Source organism: Paraburkholderia sp. MM5477-R1, assembly GCF_050436385.1.
In the GTDB taxonomy this organism is placed as follows: Bacteria; Pseudomonadota; Gammaproteobacteria; order Burkholderiales; family Burkholderiaceae; genus Paraburkholderia; species Paraburkholderia tuberum.
Genome location: NZ_JBNDMC010000010.1, coordinates 506,686 through 532,175 on the forward strand (window position 1 = coordinate 506,686; position 25,490 = coordinate 532,175).

25 protein-coding genes are annotated in these 25,490 nt (G+C 66.5%); 12 read left to right on the forward strand and 13 right to left on the reverse strand.

Going from position 1 to position 25,490, the window contains the following annotated elements:
- Positions 1-13 precede the first annotated feature (13 nt).
- The 6 genes from OKW35_RS46175 to OKW35_RS46200 form a co-directional block, all read right to left on the reverse strand.
- Positions 14-1,036 carry an AAA family ATPase gene (locus tag OKW35_RS46175; protein WP_018424618.1) on the reverse strand — a complete coding sequence of 341 codons (1,023 nt, stop codon included), beginning with the start codon at positions 1,034-1,036 and terminating at the stop codon, positions 14-16.
- A gap of 237 nt (positions 1,037-1,273) precedes the next feature.
- Complete coding sequence (locus OKW35_RS46180) at positions 1,274-2,278, reverse strand: LysR family transcriptional regulator (protein ID WP_429555553.1); 1,005 nt, start codon at positions 2,276-2,278, stop codon at positions 1,274-1,276.
- Positions 2,279-2,283: 5 nt separating this feature from the next.
- Entirely contained in the window at positions 2,284-3,054 is a 771-nt protein-coding gene (locus tag OKW35_RS46185; protein ID WP_184067363.1) for a hypothetical protein, read from the reverse strand.
- On the reverse strand, positions 3,051-3,962 hold the full coding sequence (locus OKW35_RS46190; protein WP_184067360.1) for a substrate-binding domain-containing protein: 912 nt from the start codon (positions 3,960-3,962) through the stop codon (positions 3,051-3,053). The genes OKW35_RS46185 and OKW35_RS46190 overlap by 4 nt, the downstream gene beginning before the upstream one ends.
- Positions 3,963-3,993: 31 nt before the next feature.
- Positions 3,994-4,413, reverse strand: coding sequence for a c-type cytochrome (locus OKW35_RS46195; protein ID WP_090810412.1), 420 nt, complete (start codon positions 4,411-4,413; stop codon positions 3,994-3,996).
- A 164-nt stretch (positions 4,414-4,577) separates the two neighbouring features.
- On the reverse strand, positions 4,578-6,395 hold the full coding sequence (locus OKW35_RS46200) for a methanol/ethanol family PQQ-dependent dehydrogenase (RefSeq protein ID WP_429555554.1): 1,818 nt from the start codon (positions 6,393-6,395) through the stop codon (positions 4,578-4,580).
- A gap of 418 nt (positions 6,396-6,813) precedes the next feature.
- Here OKW35_RS46200 and OKW35_RS46205 point away from each other — a divergent pair, with 418 nt between their 5' ends.
- The 9 genes from OKW35_RS46205 (at position 6,814) to OKW35_RS46245 (ending at position 14,864) form a co-directional block, all read left to right on the forward strand.
- On the forward strand, positions 6,814-7,212 hold the full coding sequence (locus OKW35_RS46205; protein ID WP_090809095.1) for a 4a-hydroxytetrahydrobiopterin dehydratase: 399 nt from the start codon (positions 6,814-6,816) through the stop codon (positions 7,210-7,212).
- Positions 7,213-7,485: 273 nt separating this feature from the next.
- A complete protein-coding gene (locus OKW35_RS46210; protein WP_429403621.1) occupies positions 7,486-8,511 on the forward strand; it encodes a beta-ribofuranosylaminobenzene 5'-phosphate synthase family protein in 1,026 nt (341 codons plus the stop codon).
- 103 nt (positions 8,512-8,614) lie between these two features.
- The gene (locus OKW35_RS46215) at positions 8,615-9,541 is read left to right on the forward strand and encodes an NAD(P)-dependent methylenetetrahydromethanopterin dehydrogenase (protein ID WP_184051994.1); all 927 of its coding nucleotides are present in this window, start codon (positions 8,615-8,617) and stop codon (positions 9,539-9,541) included.
- Positions 9,542-9,552: 11 nt separating this feature from the next.
- Positions 9,553-10,776, forward strand: coding sequence for an ATP-grasp domain-containing protein (locus tag OKW35_RS46220; RefSeq protein ID WP_429555555.1), 1,224 nt, complete (start codon positions 9,553-9,555; stop codon positions 10,774-10,776).
- Positions 10,739-11,779 (forward strand): methenyltetrahydromethanopterin cyclohydrolase, encoded by a 1,041-nt coding sequence (gene mch, locus OKW35_RS46225; RefSeq protein ID WP_429555556.1) that lies wholly within the window; start codon positions 10,739-10,741, stop codon positions 11,777-11,779. The genes OKW35_RS46220 and mch overlap by 38 nt, the downstream gene beginning before the upstream one ends.
- A complete protein-coding gene (locus OKW35_RS46230) occupies positions 11,776-12,747 on the forward strand; it encodes an ATP-grasp domain-containing protein (protein WP_429555557.1) in 972 nt (323 codons plus the stop codon). The genes mch and OKW35_RS46230 overlap by 4 nt, the downstream gene beginning before the upstream one ends.
- 5 nt (positions 12,748-12,752) lie before the next feature.
- Positions 12,753-13,655 (forward strand): triphosphoribosyl-dephospho-CoA synthase, encoded by a 903-nt coding sequence (locus OKW35_RS46235; protein ID WP_429555558.1) that lies wholly within the window; start codon positions 12,753-12,755, stop codon positions 13,653-13,655.
- 184 nt (positions 13,656-13,839) lie between these two features.
- A complete protein-coding gene (gene fae, locus OKW35_RS46240) occupies positions 13,840-14,349 on the forward strand; it encodes a formaldehyde-activating enzyme (protein ID WP_184067342.1) in 510 nt (169 codons plus the stop codon).
- A 137-nt stretch (positions 14,350-14,486) separates the two neighbouring features.
- On the forward strand, positions 14,487-14,864 hold the full coding sequence (locus tag OKW35_RS46245) for a hypothetical protein (RefSeq protein WP_184067339.1): 378 nt from the start codon (positions 14,487-14,489) through the stop codon (positions 14,862-14,864).
- A gap of 93 nt (positions 14,865-14,957) precedes the next feature.
- Here the strand turns inward: OKW35_RS46245 and OKW35_RS46250 are convergent, their stop codons facing one another.
- Positions 14,958-15,464 carry a dihydroneopterin aldolase gene (locus OKW35_RS46250; protein WP_429352389.1) on the reverse strand — a complete coding sequence of 169 codons (507 nt, stop codon included), beginning with the start codon at positions 15,462-15,464 and terminating at the stop codon, positions 14,958-14,960.
- Positions 15,465-15,852: 388 nt separating this feature from the next.
- On the opposite strand from OKW35_RS46250, the gene OKW35_RS46255 reads away from it, so the two are divergent.
- From OKW35_RS46255 to OKW35_RS46265, 3 genes are read left to right on the forward strand one after another with little or no spacing between them, the layout of a single operon-like run.
- A complete protein-coding gene (locus tag OKW35_RS46255) occupies positions 15,853-17,907 on the forward strand; it encodes a sigma-54-dependent Fis family transcriptional regulator (RefSeq protein ID WP_429555559.1) in 2,055 nt (684 codons plus the stop codon).
- Positions 17,904-18,533: a flavoprotein gene (locus OKW35_RS46260; protein ID WP_184067330.1), complete on the forward strand. Its 630-nt coding sequence runs from the start codon at positions 17,904-17,906 to the stop codon at positions 18,531-18,533. The genes OKW35_RS46255 and OKW35_RS46260 overlap by 4 nt, the downstream gene beginning before the upstream one ends.
- Positions 18,512-19,894, forward strand: a complete 1,383-nt coding sequence (locus tag OKW35_RS46265) for a DUF6513 domain-containing protein (RefSeq protein ID WP_429555560.1) — start codon at positions 18,512-18,514, stop codon at positions 19,892-19,894. The genes OKW35_RS46260 and OKW35_RS46265 overlap by 22 nt, the downstream gene beginning before the upstream one ends.
- Before the next feature lie 13 nt (positions 19,895-19,907).
- Here OKW35_RS46265 and rpe read toward each other — a convergent pair whose 3' ends face one another.
- From rpe to OKW35_RS46295, 6 genes are all read right to left on the reverse strand, one after another.
- Positions 19,908-20,615, reverse strand: coding sequence for a ribulose-phosphate 3-epimerase (gene rpe / locus OKW35_RS46270; RefSeq protein ID WP_429555561.1), 708 nt, complete (start codon positions 20,613-20,615; stop codon positions 19,908-19,910).
- A gap of 22 nt (positions 20,616-20,637) precedes the next feature.
- Entirely contained in the window at positions 20,638-21,675 is a 1,038-nt protein-coding gene (gene fba, locus OKW35_RS46275; protein ID WP_429352393.1) for a class II fructose-bisphosphate aldolase, read from the reverse strand.
- Positions 21,676-21,876: 201 nt separating this feature from the next.
- Positions 21,877-22,749 (reverse strand): phosphoribulokinase, encoded by an 873-nt coding sequence (locus OKW35_RS46280; RefSeq protein WP_429555562.1) that lies wholly within the window; start codon positions 22,747-22,749, stop codon positions 21,877-21,879.
- Positions 22,750-22,804: 55 nt separating this feature from the next.
- Positions 22,805-23,908, reverse strand: a complete 1,104-nt coding sequence (locus OKW35_RS46285; protein WP_429555563.1) for a class 1 fructose-bisphosphatase — start codon at positions 23,906-23,908, stop codon at positions 22,805-22,807.
- A 27-nt stretch (positions 23,909-23,935) separates the two neighbouring features.
- A complete protein-coding gene (gene cbbX, locus OKW35_RS46290) occupies positions 23,936-24,928 on the reverse strand; it encodes a CbbX protein (protein WP_184064693.1) in 993 nt (330 codons plus the stop codon).
- A gap of 51 nt (positions 24,929-24,979) precedes the next feature.
- Positions 24,980-25,408 carry a ribulose bisphosphate carboxylase small subunit gene (locus tag OKW35_RS46295; RefSeq protein ID WP_027195078.1) on the reverse strand — a complete coding sequence of 143 codons (429 nt, stop codon included), beginning with the start codon at positions 25,406-25,408 and terminating at the stop codon, positions 24,980-24,982.
- Between the last annotated feature and the right edge of the window lie 82 nt (positions 25,409-25,490).

The window sequence follows — 25,490 nt, forward strand, 5'->3', positions numbered from 1 at the left end:
CGCGCGCCGCCGGTCAGCGAGGCACGGCGACGTTCGCGACGATCCGCGCGATCAGCGCCTCGGCCAGCTCCTGGCGGCGCAGCTCGTAGATCGGTGTGAAGAACACCCGATGCCCCAGCGCCGGCAGCAGCACTTCGTGAATGTCCTCCGGAAGCAGATGCGTGCGTCCCGCGAGCCACGCGACCACGCGCGCGGCCCGCAGCAGCGCGCTCATGCCGCGCGGACTTGCGCCCGCGAGAATCAGCTGCTCCATGTCGACGCCGTCGAGCGCGATGCCGAAGCGCGCCGGCGTTTCCGTCGCCTGCCAGATGTCGTGCACGTAGCGCTCGATCGTCTCGCTCGCCTGCACGCCCTGCTGGATCGCCGCGCCGATCCGGTTCAACTGCTCCCACGGCACGATCGACGGTGTCAGTTGCGCGAGCAGGCCGTCGACGTCATGGAACCTCGTGTCGAAGACGAGGCTGCGCCGCGCGTCCTCGTCGGTCGGCGTCGGCATGTTCAGCTCGAACAGGAAGCGGTCGCGCGCCGCCGACGCGAGCTCGAAGGTCTCTTCCTTCTCGACCTTGTTGCGGTCGGCGTATACGGTCATGTGCGGAAAGCGGTGCTCGCGGTCGAACGCCCACACGGAACGTTCGGCCATCGCGCGCAACAGCAGCGATTGGACCTGTGGACGCGCGCGATTGATCTCGTTGAAGAAGAAGGTGGTCAGCTGCTCGCCGTGGCGCAGCAGCGGGCCCGGTTCGATGCGCGGCTTGCCGTCGGCATCGACATAGGTGTGATAGACGAGGTCGCCCGGCATCAGATCGATCGTCCCTTCGACGCGCTCGAAGTCGCCGCCGACCACGCGCGCGAACGCCCGCAACACGGTCGTCTTGCCGACCCCCACGCCGCCTTCGAGCAGCACGTGGCCGCGTGCGAACAACGCGACGTTGATGAGCCTCAGCGTTTGCTGCTGACCGACGACGACTCTCGCGACTTCGTTTTCGATCCGCTGGGCGTGAGAACGCCAGTCCTGAAGCTGCTCGCCAGAAACCATCGCTGCGATCCCCTTCCGTGGTGGCTGGCGTTTATTTGCACGACGCTCGAACGTCGACGCGCTTCGAGGCTCGCCAGCCTTCCGTTCAAGCATGGTTTATGCCGATCGTGCGCACGGGACCCAGGAGTTAAATCGAATGCGAAAAGTTGGCAGCCTGTCACGACAGTCGGGTACAGACTGTGCCATCGACGCTGCCTGGGACGCGTCGTTCACCAGCAAGCCGACGCGCGCATGACGCTACCGCTTCGCGCCGACCGGCGGTTTCGCAAACACCCCTGCAAACTGCGCATATTCGTGCTCCAGATGCACCGCCGCATGGTCGAGCAGAAACTGCCGGAACATCATGCTGGTCGGCGAAAGCTGCTTCGTGCGCAGATGCACGACCTGCCACGCGCGTTCGATCGGCGTGCCGTTCACGTCGAGCAGCGCGATCTCGCCGGTGCGCAACTCCAGCTGCAACGTATGCAGCGAGATCAGACTCACGCCCATGCCCGCCATCACCGCCTGCTTGATCGTTTCGTTGCTGCCGAGCGTGATGGTTTTCGCGGGTGTGAACAGATGCTGCCGGAACATCGCCTCGGCGGCCATGCGCGTACCCGAGCCCGGCTCGCGCAGCAGGAAGGTGTCGCGGCGCAACTCCTGCAGATCGAAGCGGCGCGCGCCGCACAGCGGATGATCGAGCGGCGCGATCACCACCTGAGGATGACTCGCGAGCGGCTCGGCCGTCGTATCGAGTTCGGGCGGCGGGCGGCCCATGATCGCGAGATCGATCGCGTTGTCCTGCAACAGACGCAGCAACGCGTCGCGATTGCCGACCGAGAAGTGCACGTCGACCTTCGGGTATAGATGCGAGTACATCGCCAGCAGTTTCGGCGCGAAGTAGGTCGCCGAACTGACGATGCCCACGTTGATCGAGCCGCTGTCGGCCTGCTTCAGCGACATCATCGCGTCTTCGGTGTCCTTGATTTCGCCGAGAATGCGGCTCGCGTGATGGGTCAGCACCTCGCCCGCTTCGGTCAGCGTGAGCTTGCGCGCGATGCGCTCGAACAGCCGCAGGCCGACCGCCTCTTCGAGCTGATGAATCTGCATCGACACCGCCGGCTGCGTCAGATGCAGCTCCTCGGCCGCGCGCGCGAAACTCGTATAGCGGCTCGCGACGACGAAAATCTGCAACTGCCGCAGGGTCAGCGTGCGAACGAAATTCAGCTTGACCCGGTTCGTCGCGAAACTCGCGTTCTGCATTTGATTCAGCGACTCGCTCGCGGCGCATTCGATGACGGTTTCGCCGGCGCCTTGCCCGAAGGCAACTTGTTCAGTGCGGATTGAAAGCTCAACGACTCCGTATGCGCCGGATGCGCAAAGTCGTTGTTGGGACCCGGCACGTCGGTGCGGATCTGCACGACCTGGCCCGGCACGCCGTCTGCGAGCAGGAACGTGTAGCGCTTGCCCGTGTATTGTGCGAAGCGCTCCGCGTTCGGATCGTTCAGATAAGGCTGCACGACGATGCGCCGCGCGCTGACCGGCTTGCCACCGACCTCACTCGGCACGCTCTCGATCTGCGGCCCCGCGGCGAGCGCGAGACGCAGACGCTGCTGGAAATAGCGGCGCTGCCCGCCGGTGAGACCCTGCATCTCCGCGATGTCGTGTTCGAGAAAATAAATGATTGCCGGATTGCACTGCAGGCCGCCGATCGGCAGGTTCACGCTGCCGCTATGGTCGGACACCTGTGCGTCGCCTTTCGCGTTGTTCTCGCTCAGCACCAGCACCTTGACGACATCGGCGCTGCGAGACGGTTGCCCGGAATCGATCAGCGCGTAGTCGAGTTCGGTCTGCGCGGCGACGCCGTGCAGATGATCGGTCAGAAAAATCAGCCGCTCGGCCGGCGTGATCTCGTCGCCGCCCGGCGCCGACGCCGGACTCGCCGCACGCGCGGCGGCTGGCGCGAGGCACAGCACACACAGCGTCCCCATCAGCGCGGCGCGTGCCGCGCGCAGCCAGGCGCCGCGCGCGCGCGTCATTGCGACGCGTCGCCAGGCTTGCCCGCCGGCGCGTCGACCGGTTTGAGCATCGGCACCTGGTAGGTCGCGAGGATGCTGTCGATCTTGTCGTGATTCGCGCCGATCCATTGATCCACCTTGTCCTTCCAGTCCTTCTCGCCGTAGCGCACGCCCATCGAAATCGTGTAGTCGAAGCGGATGCCCGGCCCCGGCGGGAACGGCACGAGTCTGACCGAATCACCGGAGCGCTTCGCGAAGTAGCCGGCAATCGGCCCCCATAGGAACACCACGTCGACGTTGCCCGCGCGCAGGTCGTGCTCGATCATCTGGCCCGGGTACACGGCCGGATCGCCGCTTTGCACCTGGTACGACACCGCCTGGTCGATCAGGTTGTGGCCGAGCAGCCAGTCCACCGCGGGGGTTTGCGAAAAGATGCCGAAGCGCAGCTTGTGCAGTTGATCGGGCGGCAGCTTCAGCAGGTCGTCGGGCGTCTTGATGCTCGCGAACTCGGGGCGGTTCGGCAGCACCATTGCGTAGGTCGAGCGCAGATACGGCTGCGTCGTCGACGTCATTTCATAGCCCTTCGGCACGCCGATGATCAGGTCGCACCGATAGCGCTCGCTGCCGTCCTCCTTCTCGCGCAGCGTGTGGCGCACGAAGCCCATGCGCTGCGGAAAGTACGTGTATTCGAGCTTGTAGCCGAAGTCGCTCGCCATCTGGGCCGCGATGCGGTTCTCGTAGCCCTCGCCCTTGTCGTTCGACAACGGCATGTTGTTCGGGTCCGCGCACACCCTGAGCACGCCGTCCGCGCCGTCGTTGTTCGGCAGCGCGGGGCCGTCCGCCCGGACCGCGGCGCTCGCGAGCGCCGCGCCACACAACGCGGCCGCGATCACGCTGACATGCACGGACATGCTTCTCTTATCACGCATCGTGAGCCTCCGGAAGAATGACGACACGGCGTTATTTGGCGTCGATGGCCTTCAGATCGCCCGGCTTGATCTGTCCATCGGAGCGCCCTTTCAGGTACGCGTAGAGGTTTTCCCAGTTCTTCTGCATCATCTGGCTCGTGCTGAAATCGGGCATGCCCTTGTCCACCCGGCCGCCGAACACCGTGCGATGAAACTCGGTCTTGTCCAGCGTCTTGAACGCGTCGATCAGCGACGGCCCGACCATGCCCTGCTGCTGCGCGCCGTGGCAGCGTTCGCAAGCGAGCGCGCGCCACGTCTTCCAGCCAAGCAGCGTATTACTGTCCACCTTGGTGCCGTCGACCACCTTGTACGCGACCTGCGCAATCGAAGGATTGTTCTGCGCGTATCCGACGGGCAGCACGACGAGCGCTGCGGGCAACACCGTGAGCAACAGGATAGATCGGCCTTTCATGCACATGTCTCCATCTGGGAATAAGCCGCGCCCCGATGCGTTTCATCGACGCATCCACCAACGGGCGCGATCTGGGGGTGATTCAATGCTTGCGCGAGGCTGACGGGGCGGCCGTGCCTGTTCAAGCCGCCCCGCTGGTTCAGCCTTTCATTTCAGCCGTTCGTTCAGCTCTTTTCGCCAGGAATCGCGAACACGAACAGCGTGCCGCCGAGCGCGGTGTACTTCGCGAGATCTTTGTAGCCGCCGACCGCACCCAGACCTTCGGTCGACTTCTCCAGACCTGCCGCCATGCCGATGCCGGCCCAGCCGCCGATGCCCGAATACACGCCGACGTACTGCTTGCCCTGATACTCGTACGTGAAGACGTTGCCGATGATTCCCGACGGCGTCTTGAAGCGCCACAGTTCCTTGCCGTCCTTGATGCGCACCGCCTTCAGGTAGCCTTCCAGCGTGCCGTAGAACGCGATGCCGCCCGCGGTCGCCAGCACACCCGACCACACCGAGAACCTCTCCGGCTTCGAGTAGACGATCTTGCCCTTGCTCGCATCCCACGCGATGAAGTTGCCCATCGCGTTGCCCTCGTTCGGGCCCGGATACATCGACAGCGTGGCGCCGACATACGGCTGTCCCGACACGTAGTCGACATCGAACGGCTCGTAATCCATACAGACGTGGTTGGTCGGCACGAGGAACAGGTGCGAGTTCGGATCGTATGCCGCCGGTTGCTGGTCCTTCGAACCGAGTGCCGCCGGGCAGATGCCCTTCACGTTGTGATCGGAGCCGGCCGCCTGCGTCGAGTACGCCGCGTTGCGAATCGGCAGGCCGCTTTGCAGGTCGACACGGTCGGCCCAGTTCACCGCCGGGTCGTACTTCTGCGCGACCAGCAGTTGTCCGGTTACGCGATTGAGCGTATAGCCGAAGCCGTTCCGGTCGAAGTGCACGATCGCGGGCACCTGCTTGCCGTTGATCGTCAGATCGGACAGGATCATTTCGTTGACGCCGTCATAGTCCCATTCGTCGTGCGGCGTCATCTGGTAGACCCATTTGGCCATGCCGGTATTCAGGTCGCGCGCGAAGATCGACATCGACCATTTGTTGTCGCCCGGACGTTGCGTCGGGTTCCATGTGCCCGGATTGCCGGTACCGTAGTACACAAGGTTGAGTTTCGGATCCCACGCATACCAGCCCCACGTGGTGCCGCCGCCGAGCTTCCACTGATCGCCCTTCCATGACTTCAGCGACGAATCCGCGCCCACCGGCACCATCTGGCCGTTGGAATACGTCATCGTCTTTTGCGGGTCGAGCAGCATATCGTTGTCGGGGCCCGTGCTGTACGCGGTCCAGGCCGGTTTGCCGGTCTTGATGTCGTACGCGATCAGACGACCGCGCACGCCGAACTCGCCGCCCGAGATCCCGGTCAGCACCTTGTCGCCGAATACGTGCGGCGCGTTGGTGTTGGTTTCGCCGGCTTTCGGATTGCCGTTCTGCGCGGTCCACACCACGTCGCCCGTCTTCGCGTTCAGCGCGACGAGCTTGGTGTCGGCCTGCTGCAGGAAGATCTTGCCGTCGCCGTACGCGAGACCGCGATTGACGGTGTCGCAGCACATCACGGAGACGACCTGCTCGTCCTGTTTCGGCTGATACTGCCAGAGGAACGTCTGATCCTTCAGGTTGACCGCAATGACCTTGTTCGGAAACGGGGAGTGGACATACATCGTGTCGCCGATCACGAGCGGCGCGCCTTCATGGCCGCGTAGCACGCCGGTCGACATGGTCCATGCGACCTGAAGTTTGCCGACGTTGTTCTCGTTGATCTGCTTGAGCGGGCTGTAGCGGTGATTCGCATAATCGCCCGCCTGGGCCGCCCAGTTGGCTGGATTTTTCATCAGCGCGTCGAGCTGCGAATCGGCCTGCGCAGCCAGAGAGCCAAAGGCTGCGGATGCGAGGATCGCGAGCCCAAGAACTACAGTGCGTAAGTTCATGTCTCCTCCAGAATTGTCCTGCTGTTCAACTCACGAATGACCCACGCTACCTCATCGCATCGTGCGCGCCTTCTCGAGTGCAGGTAACGATTAACGCGCTATCCCGATTCGATGTCGGGCTTCGCGACGCATGAACGGCCGACGCATATTCCATGCCGGAATAGCGGCAACGTTTGCCGCTATTGGCTGCGCTGGCCCGGCGACTCGGCACGCGCGAGGTGTCGCGGCACTCGGGCGTTGCACGCCGATGCTTGCATGGCGGTAAGCTGAAGGGCCTGCGTCACGCGATGCGGCACATACTGTGTCACTTGCGTGATACGAATCGTGTCCTTTGCGAATCACACGCCGCGGCACGGGCCTGTCACTTGCAACGATGCTTCGTTCGGCGATCGATTCGCGCATTCGAGGAGCAACAGCCATGGCAAACACCGAGCACGTCTATACCGACGAAGAGATCCAGCAGCGCCTCGTCGGTCCGCTGCAGCACTGGTATCTGGAAGATGGCTGGCTGCGGCGCAAATACCGCACCGAGGGCTGGAAGGGAACGCTGATGGTGGTCAACACCGTCGGCCACCTCGCGGAAGCCGCCTGGCACCACCCCGATCTGACGGTCTCGTACGCCTTCGTGACCGTGAAGCTGAAGACGCACAGCGCCAAGGGCATCACCGACAAGGACTTCGCGCTCGCGACGAAGATCGAATCGGTGGTCCACTGGCAGCCCGGCCTCGAGGACGGCCCGCTCGAAGGCACGCCCGCCGACGATCAGCGCTTCCGCTATATCAAGTACGACGCGCCCAAACCCGCGCAAGGCAGTTGACACGCGTTCCTGTCGCCGGATGAAACAGCGCGTGACACAGTGCGCCTTCGGCGTCACACAGCGTCCATGCGGCGGCGAAACCGCGTGGGGCGCGGCGTGCCCGTTTAGAGGTTCCAGTGGGCCGAACCCGCGGCGGCGGCCGTTGCGCGTGCCTGGTACGGCTTTCGCTTGACGTCGCCGGGCGCACTATCGCTGGAACCCGCGACGCGTTGCGGACGCCCCGCGGCCGAACCCGGTCTTGCGCACCCGCAAGGACACCTGAGGACACTCGAGATGCCGCTTCAGCTCCGCCGCCTGCCGCCACGCGCCCCCATCACGATCGATGCGCCCGCGCGGCTGCATCTGGGCTTTCTCGATCCGAACGCGTCGCTCGGGCGTGCGTTCGGCAGCCTGGGGCTCGTCATCGATACGCACGGCACGCGGATCGAAGCGCGGCTCGCCGAACGCGAGCAGATCGGCGGCGTGGTCAGCGAGGCCGAGCGCGAGCGCATCGCGCTGAGTCTCGCGCGGCTGCAGGCTGCCTATGGACCGGCGACACTCGCGATCGACGTGCTGGAGGCACCGCGCGCGCACACCGGCCTCGGCTCCGGCACGCAGCTGGCGCTGGCGGTCGGCACCGCGTTCGCGCGCCTCGTCGGCCAGCCGGCGAGGAGCGCCGAGCTCGCCAGTCTGCTCGGGCGCGGCGCCCGCTCCGGCATCGGCATACTCGGCTTCGAGTGCGGCGGCCTGCTGCTCGATGGCGGCCCGCCCGGCGATCTGCGCCAGAGCATGCCGCCGCTGCTGTCGCGCCAGCCGTTTCCGCAGCCGTGGCGCGTGCTGCTCGTCAGCGACAACAGCCGCGAGGGCTTGCACGGTACCGAGGAACGCAGCGCGCTCGCATCGCTCGCGCCGTTTCCGCGGCGGCTCGCCGCGCATCTGTGCCATCTGGTGCTGATGCAGATCCTGCCCGGCGCCGCCGAACATAACTTCGCGCCGTTCGCGCACGGCCTCACCGAGCTGCAGCAGACCATCGGCGAATATTTCGCGAGCGCGCAAGGCGGCGTGTTCGCGAGTGCCGACGTCGAGCGCGTACTGCGCGCGGTCGCCGCCGAACGCACCGCCGGCATCGGCCAGACCTCGTGGGGCCCGACTGGCTTCGCGGTGCTCGCGAGCGCGCGCGAGGCCGACCGCGCGCTCGCGACCGCGCGCGCCGTCGCGAGCGCGCTGCCGCATATCGAATGCAGCGTCGTCGCGGGCCGCAACAGCGGCGCGGCGATCAGCGGCGCCGAGGCGCGCGCGCCGCATATCGACGCCGCATGATGCGCTGCACCGCTCAGGCCGCCGCTTACATAAGGCGCTGCCACGCGCGGCGCGGCCTTGCCTTGCGCCGTCCCCGAGATTGCCACTAAAACGAGCCCCTGCCATGTCAGAAACCCTTGAAAGGCCCTACATCCTGCACATGTTCACGGCCACGCCGCAGATGAGTCCGTTCGACGTCAACATGGCCGCCGACGCCGGCTATCAGGTCATCGTGCCGTATTGCAACGTCGAAGCGGGCATGGTCGCGAATCTGACGCAGGACGCGATCTTCTCGCGCGGCCCGAAAGGGGTGTCGCGCACCGGCATCTTCATCGGCGGACGGGACGTGATGCAGGCCGCCGACATGCTCGACACCGCGCGCCGCGCGATGGTCCCGCCGTTCGAGGTCTCGGTGTTCGCCGATCCGAGCGGTTCGTACACGACCGCGGCCGCGCTCGTCGCGCTGGTCGAGCGGCATCTGGGCAAACAGCACGGCGTGGAGCTGGGCGGCAAGCGCGTGCTGATTCTCGGCGGAACGGGCGCGGTCGGGCGCATCGCGGCGGCGATCGCCGCGTCGCGCGGCGCCGACGTGACGATCGCGAGCCACCACGACCGCAATCGCGCGCTCGGGGCCTCGGCCGAAGTCAACGAGCGCTTCGGCATCTTCACGAACGGCATCAGCGCCACGACGCCCGCCGAACTGCGCGGCGCGCTCGCCGACGCGGAAATCGTGCTCGCCACCGCCGTCGCGGGCGCGCAGGTGGTCGGCAGGGACGACCTCGTGCATGCGAAGCGCCTGCTCGTCGCCGCCGACGTCAACGCGGTGCCGCCCGAAGGGATCGCCGGCGTGAACGTGATGAACGACGGCAAACCGATCGACGGCGTGCCGAACGCGGGCGCGGTCGGCATCGGCGCGCTGGCGATCGGCAACGTCAAATATCAGGTCGAGCATCGCCTCTTCGTGCGCATGCGCACGGGTGGTAAGCCGGTCTACCTGGGCTTCCCGGAAGCCTACGACGAGGCCCGCGCGGTCGCGGCCGGTCTCGGCTGAGCGCGGTCGCCATGAAGTCGCACCGCCCGCTCATGCATGCGCCGTTGGTCGCGGTCGTCGGGCAGTCCGCGCGCTTGCTCGCGCAGTCCGCGGCGCGCGCCGGCCTGCATGTCGCCGCGCTAGATGTCTTCGGCGACCGCGACACGCGCGAGGCCGCCGAGCTATGGTTCGACATCGGCCGTGGTGATGGCGCGCTCGGGATCGACCGGGCGCGGCTCGTCGATGCGCTTGCGCGTGTCGCGCGCTTGCCGGGTTTGCTTGGCTGGATCGGCGGCAGCGGGCTCGAACCTTTGATGCCTCAGTTGTGCCGCGAATCCGGCTTGCCGCGCTTTCTCGGCAACGCTGCCGAGGCGATCGCGGCCGTGCGCGAGCCGCGGCGTTTTTTCGCGCTGCTCGACGCGTTGCGGATTGCGCATCCGGCTGTGTCGTTCGAGCGGCCCGCGACGGCCGAGGGCTGGCTGTTCAAGCAGGCGGATGGTTGTGGCGGTACGCACATCGAGGCGGCCGACCCGTTCCATTTAACGACCGACTCCGCGCACGGCTACTTCCAGCGCATTGGCCAAGGCCGCTCGCTGTCGGCGCTTTTCATCGGCGCGCACGGCAGCGCGCATCTGATCGGTTTCGCCGAGCAATTCACCTGCGCGATCGGCGATCTGCGCTTCGTGCATGCGGGCTCGATCGGGCCGATCGACTTGCCGCCAGCGTTCATCGCGCGCGTGCAGCAAGCGCTCGACGCGCTGTGCGCAAACACCGGCCTCGTCGGCATCAACAGCTGCGACTTCCTGTCCGACGGCACCTCGTTCGACGTGCTCGAAATCAACCCGCGCCCTTCGTCGACGATGGCGCTCTACGAAACCGCGTCGCCCGATGCATGGCCGGCCGGCCTGCTCGCCTGCCACCTCGACGCGTGCCGCCACGGCCGCGCGCCGTCGGCCGCGAGCCTCGCGCTCGCCCGCGCGCCGCGCTGGCGTGCCGGTCAGCGCGTGCTGTTCGCGCAGCGGCCGTTCAGCGTCCCGGCCGCGTTCTCGGACGCCTGCCTGCGCGATCCGCAATGCCGCGACGTACCGATGCCGGGCACCCGCATCGACGCAGGGCAGCCGGTCTGCACGCTGCAAGTGCGAGCGGCATCGGTGGACGCGGTGTTCACCGCGCTCGACGCGCAGCACGAACGCGTCGTCCAACGAATCGAAACCTGCGATGAACCCGACCATGCCTGCCTCCACGCCCACAGCTGAGACTTTCCCGCCCGCCGCGTTGCCGAGCGTGAACGCGCTTTCAGAGCGCCTCGTAGCACGGCTCGTCGATCAGGCGGCACAACTCGGCGTCGCACTGACGCGCACGCGCGATGGCACCGTGATCGCCGACGCCGGCGTCGATGCGCGTGGCGGCCTCGACGCCGGCGTGCTGATCGCGCGCATCTGCATGGGCGGTCTCGGCCGCGTCGCGGTACGCGCGAACTTCGACGCCGCGCCGCTATGGCCGACGATGCTCGAGGTCAGCACGTCGTCGCCGGTGCTCGCCTGTCTCGGCAGCCAGTACGCGGGCTGGAGCCTGTCGGCGACCAGGGAGCAGACCGGTGGCAAGAAATTCTTTTCGCTCGGCTCGGGGCCCGCGCGCGCGCTCGCGGTCAAGGAGCCGCTATTCGACGAACTCGGCTATCGCGACCGCCACGAGCGCGGCGCGCTGGTGCTCGAAGTGGACCGCCTGCCGCCGCAGGTCGTGATCGACAAGGTGCTGCACGATTGCGGCCTCGCGCCCGAACACCTGACGCTGATCGTCACGCCGACACACTCTGTCGCGGGAACAGTACAGGTCGTCGCCCGCGTGGTCGAAGTTGCGCTGCACAAGGTGCATGTGCTCGGCGTACCGCTCGATGAGATCGTCGCGGGGACGGGCTCGGCGCCGCTGCCGCCGCCCGCGCCCGACGGCATTCAGGCGATGGGCCGCACCAACGACGCGATCCTGTACGGCGGCCGCGTGCACCTGAGCGTCCAGCACGACGAGATCGCGCAACGTCTCGCCGACACCCTCCCCTCCGCCAATTCGCGCGACTACGGCCGGCCGTTCGCGGACGTCTTCACGGCCGTCAACTTCGACTTCTATCAGATCGATCCCGCGCTGTTCGCGCCCGCCGAGGTGTGGGTCAGCAGCCTCGAAAGCGGCGCGACCTATCATGGCGGCCGGCTCGACGGCGGCCTGCTGCGCAAACAGTGGGGCGGCGAGTCCGTCGCGCGATGATGATCACATCAGGCGTGCGCATCGCGATCATGACCGACGAAACCGGCTGGCACACCGGCCGGCTGAAAAAGGCGTTCCGCGCGCGCGGCGCCGAGGCGCGTTGCGTCGATCTCGCGGATTGCCGCATCGACACCACGTGGCTGCCGCACGGCCTCGCGATCCCGGGCTTCGGCCGCACGCTGCCGGACGCGGTGTTCGTACGCGGCATCGCCGGCGGCAGCTTCGAGCAGGTGACGCTGCGGCTCGGCATCCTGCACGCGCTGCGTGAATCGGGCGTGCCGGTGTACAACGACGCGCGCGCGATCGAGCGCAGCGTCGACAAGTCGATGACGAGCTTCCTGCTGCATCGCGCGGGCGTGCCGACGCCGGCCACCTGGGCCGGCGAATCCGCCGCGTTCGCGCAACGCGTACTGATGCGCGAAGCGGCCGCCGGCCGTCAGGTCGTGCTCAAGCCGCTGTTCGGCTCGCAAGGCCACGGGCTGAAACGGCTCGGCGCGCGCGGCGGGCTGCTCGCGCCATTGCCGTCGCTCGCGCGTTATCGGCAGGTCGCTTATCTGCAGCGCTTCGTCGCGAGTGGCCGGCCGGGTTTCGACTGGCGCGTGCTCGTGATCGGCGGCAAGGCGGTTGCGGCGATGCGGCGCAGCGGCGGCAAGGGCTGGATTCACAACGTCGCGCAAGGCGCGCGCTGCGAGCCCGCCGAACTCACGGTCCCGCTCGCACAGACGGCCGTGCACGCAACCGCCGCGCTCGGGCTCGACTACGCGGGCGTGGACCTGATCCCGAATGCCGACGACGCCGCGCTGCCCCTCGTGCTCGAAGTCAACGGCGTGGCCGCGTGGCGCGGTTTGCAGTCGGTCGTGCCGCTCGATGTCGCGGCGGCGCTCGTCGACGATCTGCTCGATCGCAGGCTGGCCGAGCAAGCCGCTAGCGCCGGGTTGCCCGAGCAGTCTCCGCAGCGCCGGGCTTGAGCGCGATGCCCGACACTCATGCGATTCCCGTCGAGCACGCGCGCGCGGCCTTCCTCGAAGCCTGCGCGCTCGACGTCACCACGCCGAAACCCGGCAACGTCAGCACCCAAAGCCCCGGCCACGGCATGCACGCGGCCCAGTTCCTCGCCAGCGCGGACGCGTCGCTCGACGCGCTATTCGCGCGCGGCGAGCGCGTCGGACAGCGCATTCTCGACGCGGTCACGCGCACGCGCGCGGCCGTCGGCTGCAATACGAATCTCGGCATCGTGCTGCTGGTCGCGCCGCTCGCCGCGGCCCTCGACGAAACCGGCGAAGCGCCGGTGTCGGCGCAAGCGTGGCGCGCGGCCGTCGGCGACGTGCTGAGCCGGCTCGACGTCGAAGACGCTCGGCTTGCTTACCGCGCGATCGCGCTCGCCAATCCCGGCGGCCTCGGCGACGCGCCCGAGCAATCGGTCCACGCACCGCCGACGATCGGCCTGCGCGACGCGATGCGACTCGCCAGCGAACGCGACAGCATCGCGCGGCAGTACGCGAACGGTTTCGCCGACCTGTTCGACACCGGCCTCGCCGCCTACGTCGAAGCCTCGAGACCAACGCCCGAACCCGCGCCCGCCGATCCAGGCGAAATCGCGATGCTCAACGTGTTTCTCGCGTTCCTCGGCGGCTGGCCCGACTCTCACATTGTGCGCAAGCACGGCCGCGCGCTGGCGCAGAGTGTCACGCTCGTGGCACGCGAACAGCGCGCGCGCTGGCGCCAGGCGCGATCCGCCGCGCGCCGCTCGGCAAGCGATCCGCAACTCGACGCCTGGGATGCCGAATTGAAGGCCGGCGCGATCAATCCCGGCACCAGCGCGGACCTCGCGGTGGCCACACTGTTTCTTGCGCGCTGCGTCGAAGGGCGCGGTTAACCCTGAATCGTCTGGACTGAAGAAGACCCGAACAGCCGCGTCAGCAGGCCCTTAGCGACAACTGGCACGGAACCTGTTAGTTAGTACCGCCGTGCATTCCCGCACCGCTCTCGCGATGCTGATCCGGACGATCGCGGGCGGCGCCTCGTCAGCAGGTCCATACCTACTCTTTTGGAGGAACAGAATGGCCAAGATCAACCGCGTCATGATCGGTGAGTCGCTCGTCGGCGACGGCAACGAGGTCGCGCACATCGACTTGCTGATCGGACCGCGAGGTTCGGCTGCGGAAACCGCGTTCTGCAACGCCCTCACCAACAACAAGGACGGCTTCACGTCGCTGCTCGCCGTCGTCGCGCCCAATCTCATCACGAAGCCCAATACGATCCTGTTCAACAAGGTGACGATCAAAGGCGCCAAGCAGGCCGTGCAGATGTTCGGCCCGGCGCAGCACGCGGTCGCGCTCGCGGTGGCCGACAGTGTCGAGGACGGCACGATCCCGCAGGAAGAAGCCGACGATCTGTTCCTCTGCGTCGGCGTGTTCATTCACTGGCAGGCCGAGGACGACAAGAAGATCCAGCAGTTCAACTATCAGGCGACGCGCGAGGCCATCAAGCGCGCGGTCAGCGGCGACCCGAGCGCGGCTGAAGTGATGGCGAAGAAGGGCAGCGTCGCGCATCCGTTCGCGCCGAACTGACGGCGCATGCAAGCGCAGGAGACGCGGCGCCGTTGCCGGCCCCGCCTCCTCGCGCATCCCGTCGCCTCGCGGCCGCAAGGCACGCATCTCGCGCAGCGGTTCGCGAAGCAGGCTCAATGCTTTCGCAGAGGCATTCAATGACCAACAGATGTCGCGCGCTTCTCGCCTTTACCTCGCTCCTGCTCGCCGCGCCGCTCGCGTGGGCGGGCGGCTACAACTATCCGACCGAGGGTCGCGTCGAATACGTGCTCAGTTGCATGGACGATAACGGCCACGAGTTCGCGAACGTCTACAAGTGCTCGTGCGTGATCGACAAGATGGCCGCGTCGTTGCCGTACGACGAATTCGTCGACCAGTCGACCTTCTCGAAGTACGCGACGCTAGGCGGCGAAGGCGGCGCGGAATTCCGCGTCGACCACGCCAAGGCGCAAACCAAGCGCTTCCGCGCGCTGCAAACCAGCGCATATCAGGCGTGCGGACTCGGTCCGCAGAAGACGTCGACCGTGGCGAAATGACCACGACCTGAAACGCGCCGGGCGTTCTGCGCGTCCCGCTCGGCGCGTCCGGCTCGGCGCCCCCCGCTCGGCGCGTCCGGCTAGGCGCCCCCCTCAATTCGGCACCAGCCCCTCGCCCAGCGACGCGTACCGCGCGAGACCCACGGCCGCCGCCGAGCCATCGCCGCGACGCCGCTCGATCTGCACGCCGACGGCCGCGAGGTCGGCGAACTTGGCCGGCTTCGCGAGCGACACGCGCACCCAGTGCGCGCCGAAGTCGGCGATCAGCAGTTGCGCGATCGTCTCGGCAAGCGCCTCCAGCAGCCGCACGCGATGCGACGCGAACAGCTCGAGCAGCGCCCCGCGCACGGCCGCGTAGTTGACCGTATCTTCGATCCGGTCCGTCGTGCAGGCGCGGATCGCTGGCACGCCGATAGCCAGGTTCACACGCACCGGTTGCGCAACATGCAACTCACTGCTATCGATACCGATGACCGTCTGGCCGATGAAATTCTCGATGAATACGATGTCCAGGCGCTCGGGCAACGCGCCGACTTGCGGGCCGGGATTGGCGCCGAGGCTGGAAAATGCGGCAAGGCGAATAGTATCGAAACGATCCATGATTTGATCTCCGCCGCGGCGCGGCCCAGGATTGAACAGCCAGTGATGACGAGCGAAACGATGCAACAGTAGAACAGTAGAACTGAACGACGCGCGGCACACTCTGTGCCGAAGCCGCGACAGGCATGCAACCTGCAACCCGTTTAACGCGTCACGCATCGAGAAAAGCAAATTCCGGGCACAGTGAGGTAAACCCAGTGTGACTTTCTGTTGAACCAATCCTGCATCGGGCGTACAGTTTTCAACACCCGCCTCGTAGTAGGGCCGGTCGGGAGGGCGCAGGCGAACCGAGATTGCGCCGCGCCAGGGGCAGGCAGGCTTGATAAAGCGGCATTCGCGGCGTGCGAAGCAGTCACGCTTGCGAAATGACGCAACGGAGGCAAATCCCATGTCGTTGCTCGCTGATAGCAGTACGCACGTCCGGGAAGTTCTGAACGTGGTCAACCATCAGTTGACCACGCGCCCGACAAGCGAACCCGTAGCTCAGTCGTGGACGCGCTGCATCAACGAATTCCAGCTGGACCCCGCGCGTTTCGTGCCGCCGCCGGTGCTCACCGAGTACGAACTCAGCGCGCGCCGTGAGGCGCTCGGCGATCTGATCGCGTGTTCGAAGCTCGAGATGACGACGCTCTATCAGCAACTGGCCGATCCCGAGCTCGCGGTCGTGCTCGTCGATTCTGGCGGCGTGATCGTGCATCAGGTGTCGTCCGTGCCGTTCGCCGAGGCGGTCGCCGTCGACGGCTTTCGGGTCGGCGCGCTGTGGAGCGAACGCGAAGCCGGCACCAACGGCATGGGCACCTGCCTCGCGGAGCGCGACTGCATCGCCGTCTGTCAGCACGAGCATTTCTATCCGCGCTATACGTCGCTGACGTGCTCGGCCGCGCCGATCTTCGACGACGGCGGCGAAATCGCCGGCGTGCTCGACGTCACGAGCCGCTCGAAGCTGCTGCAGCAGCACTCGCTGGTGCTGGTCGGTATGTCGCGTCAGATGATCGAAAACCGTCTGCTCGATGCGCGCTACCGGCACGCCAACATGATCCATTTCCACAGCCGCCCGGAATTCGTCGGCACGCTGCACGGCGGCAAGCTCGCGGTCGGCGACGACAGCACCGTGCTCGCCGCGAATCGCAGCGCGCTGTTCCAGCTGGGCTTCCGTTCGCTGAGCGAGCTGCGCGGCCGGCGCATCGAGGAAGCATTCAACGCGTCGCTCGAAGACATGATCGCGCGCAGCATTCGCGGCTCGTTCCATCCGGTCACCGTCTACAGCGCAAACGCGACGAACCGCTTTTTCCTCGTCGCGCAGACGCCGCAAAACGCCACAGGGCGCGTGACGCGCGTGCTCGTCCCCGACTCCGCCATGCGCGCCAACGCCGCCGAAAAACACGACAAACATCCGCCGGTGCCGAAGCTCGACGAGATCGCGCACCTCGAATTCGGCGACCCGCGCATGGCCTCGCAGATCCAGTTGGCCGCGCGTGTGATCCAGCGCAAGATTCCGATCGTGCTGCGCGGCCAGACCGGCACCGGCAAGGAAGTCTTCGCACAGGCGTTGCATAGCATCAGCCCGCACGCCGCCGGTCTGTTCGTGCCGGTCAACTGCGCGTCGCTGCCGGAGAACCTGATCGAGAGCGAGCTGTTCGGCTATCGCGCGGGCGCGTTTACCGGCGCGCAGCGCGAAGGACGGCGCGGCAAGATCGTGCAGGCCAACGGCGGCACGCTGTTTCTCGACGAGATCGGCGACATGCCGCTCGTGTTGCAGGCACGCCTGCTGCGCGTGATCGAGGAACACGAGGTCACGCCGCTCGGCGCCGAGACCACCGTCAAGGTCAATTTCCAGCTGATCAGCGCGAGCCACCGCAATCTGCTCGAACTCGTGCAAAGCGGGCAATTCCGCGAGGATCTGTACTACCGGCTCAAGGGCGTCGAGCTGAATCTGCCGGCGCTGCGCGAGCGCGTCGACAAGCTGCCGCTGATCCATCATCTGCTCGCGAACGAAACCGACGATCCGCCCGATCTGACGCCGGAAGCCGAACACGCGCTGCTCACCTACGCGTGGCCCGGCAACATCCGTCAGCTGCGTCACGTGTTGCAGATGGCCATCGCGCTGTCCGACGGCGAGCCGATCCGCTGCGAGCATCTGCCGCCCGAGGTCACGCAACGCACGTCGGCGGTCGACCTGCCGATCGCGCTGCGCCTCGCGAACGCGGACATGGACGGGCATCTCGCCGACGAAGCGGACATTTCTTCGCTGAACGCGATCCAGCTGAACGAGCGCGAAACGGTGCTGTCGCTGCTCGACGAGCACCGCTGGAACGTCAGCAACGTCGCGAAGGCGCTCGGCATCAGCCGCAATACGCTGTATCGCAAGATGCGCCGGCTGCACATCCGGCTGTCGCATGAAGGCTCGCCGACCGACGGCATGCCGTTCGATCTCGACGCATGACCGGGTCGTCCCTCAGGTCCCCCGGCGAGTCTGCTCGCAAGGGCGCCCGCGATCTCGCCGACTTCAGGCCGGATGCGCACTTCGCGTGGTGCGTGACCGGCTCCGGTCATATGCTGGAAGAATCGATCGCGCTCGCCCGGCGCTTGCCGCGCGTCGATCTGTTTCTGTCCGCGGCGGCCGAGGAAGTGCTGCCGCTCTATGGCTGGTCGCTCGACAAGCTGCGCGAACACTTTCGCGTACTGCGCGACAACAGCGCGAGCGGCGTGCCGGTCGGCATGCTGTATCACGGCGTGTATCACACGGTCGTGATCGCACCCGCCACCAGCAACACGGTCGCCAAATGCGCTTACGGCATCTCGGATACGCTGCCGACCAATATGTACGCGCAGGCCGGCAAGCAATGCATCCCCGGCATCGTCTTTGCGTGCGACACCGAACCGAGCGTGATCACGCATAGCCCGGACGAATGGGTCGAACTGCGGCCACGGGCGATCGAACTCGACAACGTCGAGCGTCTGGCGCGCTTCGAATACACGACGCTCGCGCGCTCGCTCGACGAACTCGAAGCGGCGCTCACCCAACGCCTCGCGACCCTCGACCTCGCATGGACCACCTCCTCTTCCTGACCGGCCGGCTTGCCGAACCGAGCCTGCGGCGCGTGCTCGACGGCATGGCGCCGACGCCGTTCAGTTGGGAGGTGCGCGAAATCGGCCTGCAAGTGGCCGGGTTGATGACCGCCGACCTGATCCAGCGCCGCGTGAGCGCGCCGCTCGCCGCGCAGCGCGTGATCGTGCCGGGCCGCTGCCGTGGCGATCTCGACGCGCTGGGCGCGCACTACGGCGTACCGTTCGAACGCGGTCCCGAGGAGGTCAAGGACTTGCCGCAATTTTTCGGCCGCAAGGCGAAGCCGTTCGATCTGAGCCGCTACGACACGGAGATTTTCGCGGAGATCGTCGATGCGCCGCGCCTCGACCTCGACGGCATCGCGGCAAGGGCGCGCGAGTATGCGGCCCAAGGCGCGGACGTGATCGACATCGGCTGCCTGCCGGACACGCCGTTTGCGCATCTCGAAGACGCGGTGCGGCGGCTGAAGGCCGAAGGCTATCGCGTCAGCGTCGATTCGATGCGCAACGACGAACTGCTGCGCGGCGGCCGCGCGGGCGCCGACTATCTGATGAGCCTGAACCTCGACACGCTATGGATCGCCGACGAAGTGCCGTCGACGCCGATCCTCGTCGCGCGCGAACCGGCCGACCCCGCTTCGCTCGACGCCGCGATCGACGCGCTGTCCGCGCGCGGCCGCGCGTTTCTTGCCGATCCGATTCTGGATCCGATTCCGTTCGGGCTGGCCGCGTCGATTGCGCGCTATGTGCGTTTGCGCGAGCGCTATCCCGACATCGCGATCATGATGGGCATCGGCAACGTGACCGAATTGACCGAGGCCGACACGAGCGGCATCAACGCTGTGCTGCTCGGCATGGCGGCTGAATTGCGCGTTGGCGCGGTGCTGGCGACGTCGGTGAGCCAGCATGCGCGGCGCGCGTTGCGCGAAGCCGATGTCGCGCGCCGCGTGATGCATGCCGCGCGCGATGCGCAGGTGCTGCCGAAGGGCATCAGCACCGAACTCGCGACGGTCCACGCGAAACGGCCGTTTCCGTACAGCGCCGAAGAAATCGACGAATTCGCGCGCGGCGTGCGTGACCCGAATTTCCGCGTGCAGATCAGCGCCGACGGCATTCACGTGTACAACCGCGACGGCCATCGTCGCGGCGACGATCCGTTCGCGCTGTACCCGCAGTTGAACCTCGAAACAGACGGCGGCCACGCGTTCTATATGGGCGTGCAGCTTGCGCGCGCCGAGATTGCATGGCGGCTCGGCAAGCGCTTCGATCAGGACCAGCCGCTCGACTGGGGCTGCGCGGTCGACCGGCCTGAAGAAGATCTCAGCGCATGGTGCGCGCCGGGCGAGACGCTGAAAAAGCGCTGAAACAGCAGCGCCATCACTGCATGGCGACCACCCCCGCGGGTTCGTCGACAGTAGCCAGTTCGCCGCGCATGCCGCGGATCGCCTGCGCGCGATCGCCCGCACCGAACACGGCCGACCCGGCAACGAACACGTCCGCGCCCGCCGTGGCGACACGCGCGATGTTCGACGCCTTCACGCCGCCGTCCACTTCGATCAGCAAGGGCCGCCCGGTGCGCTGCATCGTCGTGTCGACGCGCTCGCGCAGCAGCCGCAGCTTGTCGAGCGTTTCGGCGATGAATGCCTGGCCGCCGAAGCCCGGATTCACCGACATCACCAGCACGACGTCGAGCATCTCCAGCACGTGATCGAGCGCCGCGAGCGGCGTCGCCGGATTCAGCGCCAGCCCCGCGCGCGCACCGTGCGAGCGGATCAGGTCGATGGTCCGATGCACGTGCAGCGTCGCCTCCGGATGAAAACTGATCAGGTTCGCGCCGGCCTCGGCAAACGCCGACACCAGCGGATCGACGGGCGTGGTCATCAGATGCACGTCGAACGGCAGCGTCGTGTACGGCCGGATCGCCGAGCACACGAGTGGGCCGACCGTCAGGTTCGGCACGTAGTGGTTGTCCATCACGTCCAGATGAATCCAGTCCGCGCCGGCCGCCGTCACGTCGCGAATCTCGTCGGCGAGCCGGGCAAAATCCGCCGACAACAGCGACGGCGCAATCAGGAATTCGCGCATTGCATTCTCCGTGGCAGTGGCGTTAGTGGTAGCGGCTCGCCATCGTGTCGAGCGGCAGCGGCTTGATGCGCGCCGCCTGACCCGCGCAACCGAACGCCTCGAATCGCTCGACGCAGATCGCGCTCGCCGCGGCGGTGGCGGCCTTCAATGCCGCGCGCGGATCGAACTCCGCGCGCGCATTGGCGAGCGACTTGCGCATCGCGCCGCTCATCGCGAGACGGATGTCGGTGTCGATGTTGACCTTGCGCACGCCGTTCGCGATACCTCGGCGGATTTCGTCGACGGGCACGCCGTAGGTAGTCGGAATCTCGCCGCCATATTCGCGGATCACCGCGAGCCATTCCTGCGGCACCGACGACGAACCGTGCATCACCAGATGCGTGTTCGGAATGCGCGCATGGATATCGGCGATCCGGTCGATCGCGAGGATGTCGCCGGTCGGCTCGCGGCTGAACTTGTACGCGCCGTGCGACGTGCCGATAGCGATCGCGAGCGCATCGACGCCGGTCGCGTCGACGAAGCGCCGCGCTTCGTCCGGATCGGTCAGCAGGTGCTCGCGTGTGAGCTTGCCTTGTGCGCCGACGCCGTCCTCTTCGCCTGCCGTGCCGGTTTCGAGCGAACCGAGACAGCCGAGTTCGCCCTCCACCGACACGCCGACCGCATGCGCGGCGTCCACCACGCGCCGGCTCACCTCGACGTTGTAGTCGTACGCGGCAGGGGTTTTCTGATCGGGCAGCAGCGAGCCGTCCATCATCACCGACGTGAAGCCCGAGCGGATCGCCTGCTGACACACCGCGGGGCTCGCGCCGTGATCCTGATGCAGCACGAGCGGAATGTCCGGGTGCGCTTCGAGCGCGGCGAGCACCAGATGGCGCAGATACGGCTCGCCGGCGTACTTGCGCGCACCGGCCGACGCCTGCAGGATCACCGGGCTAGCGGTGGCCTCGGCCGCGCGCATGATCGCGTGAATCTGCTCCATGTTGTTGACGTTGAACGCGGGCACGCCGTAGTCGTGTTCGGCCGCGTGATCCAGCAGTTGCCGCAGGGTGATGAAGGCCATTGCGTGCTCCTCGATATGAAATGAAATCTTGGCGAGCGCCGGGCTCAACGCGCGCGGTCGGCGACGCGCCGCGCTTCGTCGAGCGCGAGCATGCGCAGCGCGTCGGCCATCGAGCGCGTGGCGGGTGCGTCAAGCGGTTGCGCGACTGCACTCATCGAATCTCTCCTTGCGAAATGAACCTCGGTATCCGTCTGGTACCGCTCAGGCGCGCGAGCGTCGGTCGATCAGTTGCAGGATCATCGGCGTGAAGATCAGCTGCATCGCGAGTCCCATCTTGCCGCCCGGCACGACGATCACGTTCGGGCGCGACATGAACGAGTCGTGCAGCATCGTCAGCAGATACTGGAAATCGATACCCTTCGGCCGCGCGAAGCGGATCACGACGAAGCTCTCGTCCGGTTGCGGAATCTCGCGGGCGGTAAACGGATTCGACGTGTCCACGGTCGGCACGCGCTGGAAGTTCACATGCGTGCGCGAGAACTGCGGGCAGATGTAGTTCACGTAGTCGGGCATGCGCCGCAGGATCGTGTCGACCACCGCTTCGTGCGTGTAGCCGCGCATCGTCTGATCGCGGTGCAGCTTCTGGATCCATTCGAGGTTGATGATCGGCACGACGCCGATCAGCAGATCCGCATGCCGCGCGATATCGACCTTGTCGGTCACCGCCGCGCCATGCAGCCCTTCGTAGAACATCAGGTCGGTATTGGGCGCGACCCCCTCCCACGGCGTGAAGGTGCCGCCGTCCTGCTTGTACAGTTGCGCTTCGCCCGCGTCGTGCACGTAGTGGCGAAACTGCCCGCTGCCGTTTTCGCCGTAGCGCGTGAACAGCGTTTCGAGTTCTTCGAGCAGATTCGCTTCCGGCCCGAAGTGGCTGAAATTCGGCACACCGTCGCGTTCGCGCTCCTGCATCGCCGCGCGCATGCCGTTGCGGTCGTAGCGATGGAACGCGTCGCCTTCGACGATCTGCGCATTGATGTGCTCGCGTCTGAAGATATGCGTGAAACTCTTCATGACAGTGGTGGTGCCGGCGCCGCTCGAGCCGGTCACCGCGATGATCGGATGTTTGACTGACATGCGTTTGTCTCCGGATGACTGTGTTCTGTGCGCTGAGCGCGCCGTCAGTCGCTGATCACGCCGTGAAATCCGGCAGGAACAACGAGCGCGTGCCGAACAGCGGCGACGTGAACGGCTTGTCCTCGCCGCGGTCGTATTCGCCGTGATAGCGCGCGATGCGCTCGACCTCGTTCTTCGAGCCGAGAATCACCGGCACGCGGCCATGCAGCGCGCGCGGCGCGACGTCGAGAATGCGTTCCCGGCCGGTGATCGAGAGACCGCCCGCCTGCTCGACGAGGAAGCTCATCGGGTTCGCTTCGTAGAGCAGGCGCAGGCGTCCTTCCATTGCCGGCGTTTTCGAGTCGCGCGGATACATGAACACGCCGCCGCGCATCAGGATGCGATGCACTTCCGCGACCATCGACGCGATCCAGCGCATGTTGAAGTCGCGCGCGCGGCAACCGCTGCGGCCGTCCTTGCACTCCTGCACGTAGCGGCGCACGGGCGGCTCCCAGAAGCGCTCGTTCGATGCGTTGATCGCGAACTCGCCGGTTTCCTCCGGAATCCGGATGTTCGAATGCGTGAGCACGAAGTTGCCGATCTCGCGCTCCAGTGTGAAGCCATGCGTGCCATTGCCGACCGACAGCACCAGCATCGTCGACGGTCCATACACGGCATAGCCGGCCGCCACCTGTTCGCAGCCCGGCCGCAGGAACGCGGCTTCGCTGGTTGCATCCTCTGCCGGGTCGCGCGTGCGCAGCACCGAGAAGATCGAGCCGACCACGCCGTTGATGTCGATATTCGACGAGCCGTCGAGCGGATCGAACGCGAGCAGATACTCGCCGCGCGGATAGTCCAGCGGAATCGCGTAGACGTGCTCCATTTCCTCGGACACCATCGCGGCCAGCAAGCCGTCCCACTCGCATTGCTGCACGAAGATCTCGTTGCTCGAGACGTCGAGCTTCTTCTGTTGCTCGCCGTGCGTGTTGAGCGTTTGCGCGGAACCGTAGTTGCCGCCTAGCGCGCCCTTGGTCAGCATCGCCGAGATCGACTTGATGGCCGCCGCTACGTCGATCAGCAGCGCGGAGAGTCCTGCAGTGTCGCGCGTGTCGTCCGTACACGGCGGGCGATCGAGCGTGTCGATCAAGAACTTCGAAAGTGTCGTGCGTCCGTCCTGCATGGCGTTCTCCGTCGATGGTGTCGTGATTCAGCCCGGCGGCGCCGTGACGGCGCGCGCGGTGGAAGGCGAATGCGAGGACTGCGGCGGCGCGTCGAACACGCGGCTCGCGCGCACGTCGGCGGCATCGATCAGCGTCAGCGTGGCGGCGTCGACCGGCTCGCCGCCTTGCAAGGCGCTCGCGAACAGGCGGTTCGCCTGGCGCAGCCGCGCGCGGTCGAGCGCGTTGCGCACCGAGCGCGCGTTGGCGAAATTCGGCTGGCGGATGCGGCGCGCCAGATAGTCGGCGAACGCGCGGCGCGACGCGGCATCGAAGCGGTAATGCATGGCGCCGAGCATCCGCTCGGCGATTTCGAGCAACTCCGTTTCCTCGTAATCGGGAAACGTAATGTGATGCGCGATGCGCGAGCGGAAACCCGGATTGCTCTCGAAGAACACTTCCATTCGCGACGCGTAGCCGGCCAGAATCACAACCAGGTCGCTACGCTGGTTCTCCATCGTCTGCAACAGAATTTCGATCGCTTCCTGCCCGTAGTCGCGCTCGTTCTCCGGGCGATACAGGTAATACGCTTCGTCGATGAACAGCACGCCGCCCATCGCGCGCTTGAGCACGTCGCGCGTTTTCGGCGCGGTGTGGCCGATGTACTGGCCGACCAGATCGTCGCGTGTGACCGACACCAGATGATTGCGGCGAATGTAGCCAAGCCGGTGCAACACTTCCGCCATGCGCAGCGCAACCGTCGTCTTGCCGGTGCCGGGGTTGCCGGAGAAGCACATATGCAAGGTCGGCGCGCCGCCCGCGAGACCCAGCGAAGCCCGCGCGCGCTCGACCAGCAGATGCGCGGCGACCTCGCGAATGCGCGTTTTCACGGGCGCGAGCCCGACCAGATCGCGATCGAGTTCGCCGAGCACGTCGCCGATGCCCGAGTCGCGGTACAGCGCCGCGAGGTCGATGTGGGGCGCGGCGGCGTCGCTGTGCGCGGTGGACGCGGGCAGTGCGTCCACGATTGCGGCGTCTGTCATGGTTCGTCCTCGCTGCGGGTCGTCGTGTGCGTTGTTGCGCGATCAGCGGCGTCAGCCCGCCGCGCCATAACGCTCGCCCGCTGGCCGGTCGCCCGCGTAGCCCGTCATGCTGTAGCGCTGCGTGCGTCCCTGCGCGTCCTGCCGCAACAGCCGGAAGCCCGGCTCCACGTCCGGCCGGTTGACGATGAACGACAGGCGCATCGTCTCGAAGGTGCGCACCGAGTCGAACGCGTTGACCTTGATGTAGTGCTGCGGCCGCGCCTCGCGGCAAGCCCTGACCTCCTGCAACACACCGGCCGCGTCGTGCAGGTCGAACATCGGCAGACCCCACATTTCCCAGTAGGTATTGCGCGGATGCGGGTCGTCGGTGAATTCGACCGAACAGGCCCAGCCTTGGCGCAGCGCGTAGTCGATCTGCAGGCCGATTTCCTCGTCGGTCAACTCGGGCAGAAAAGAAAACGTTCCTTGAGTAATACGCATGACGAACCTCGTGGATGGATGTCGCGTTTGGAACGGCGTCAACGGTGCCCCGCGCGGTGCCGTTGCACCGCGTCGCGGATGC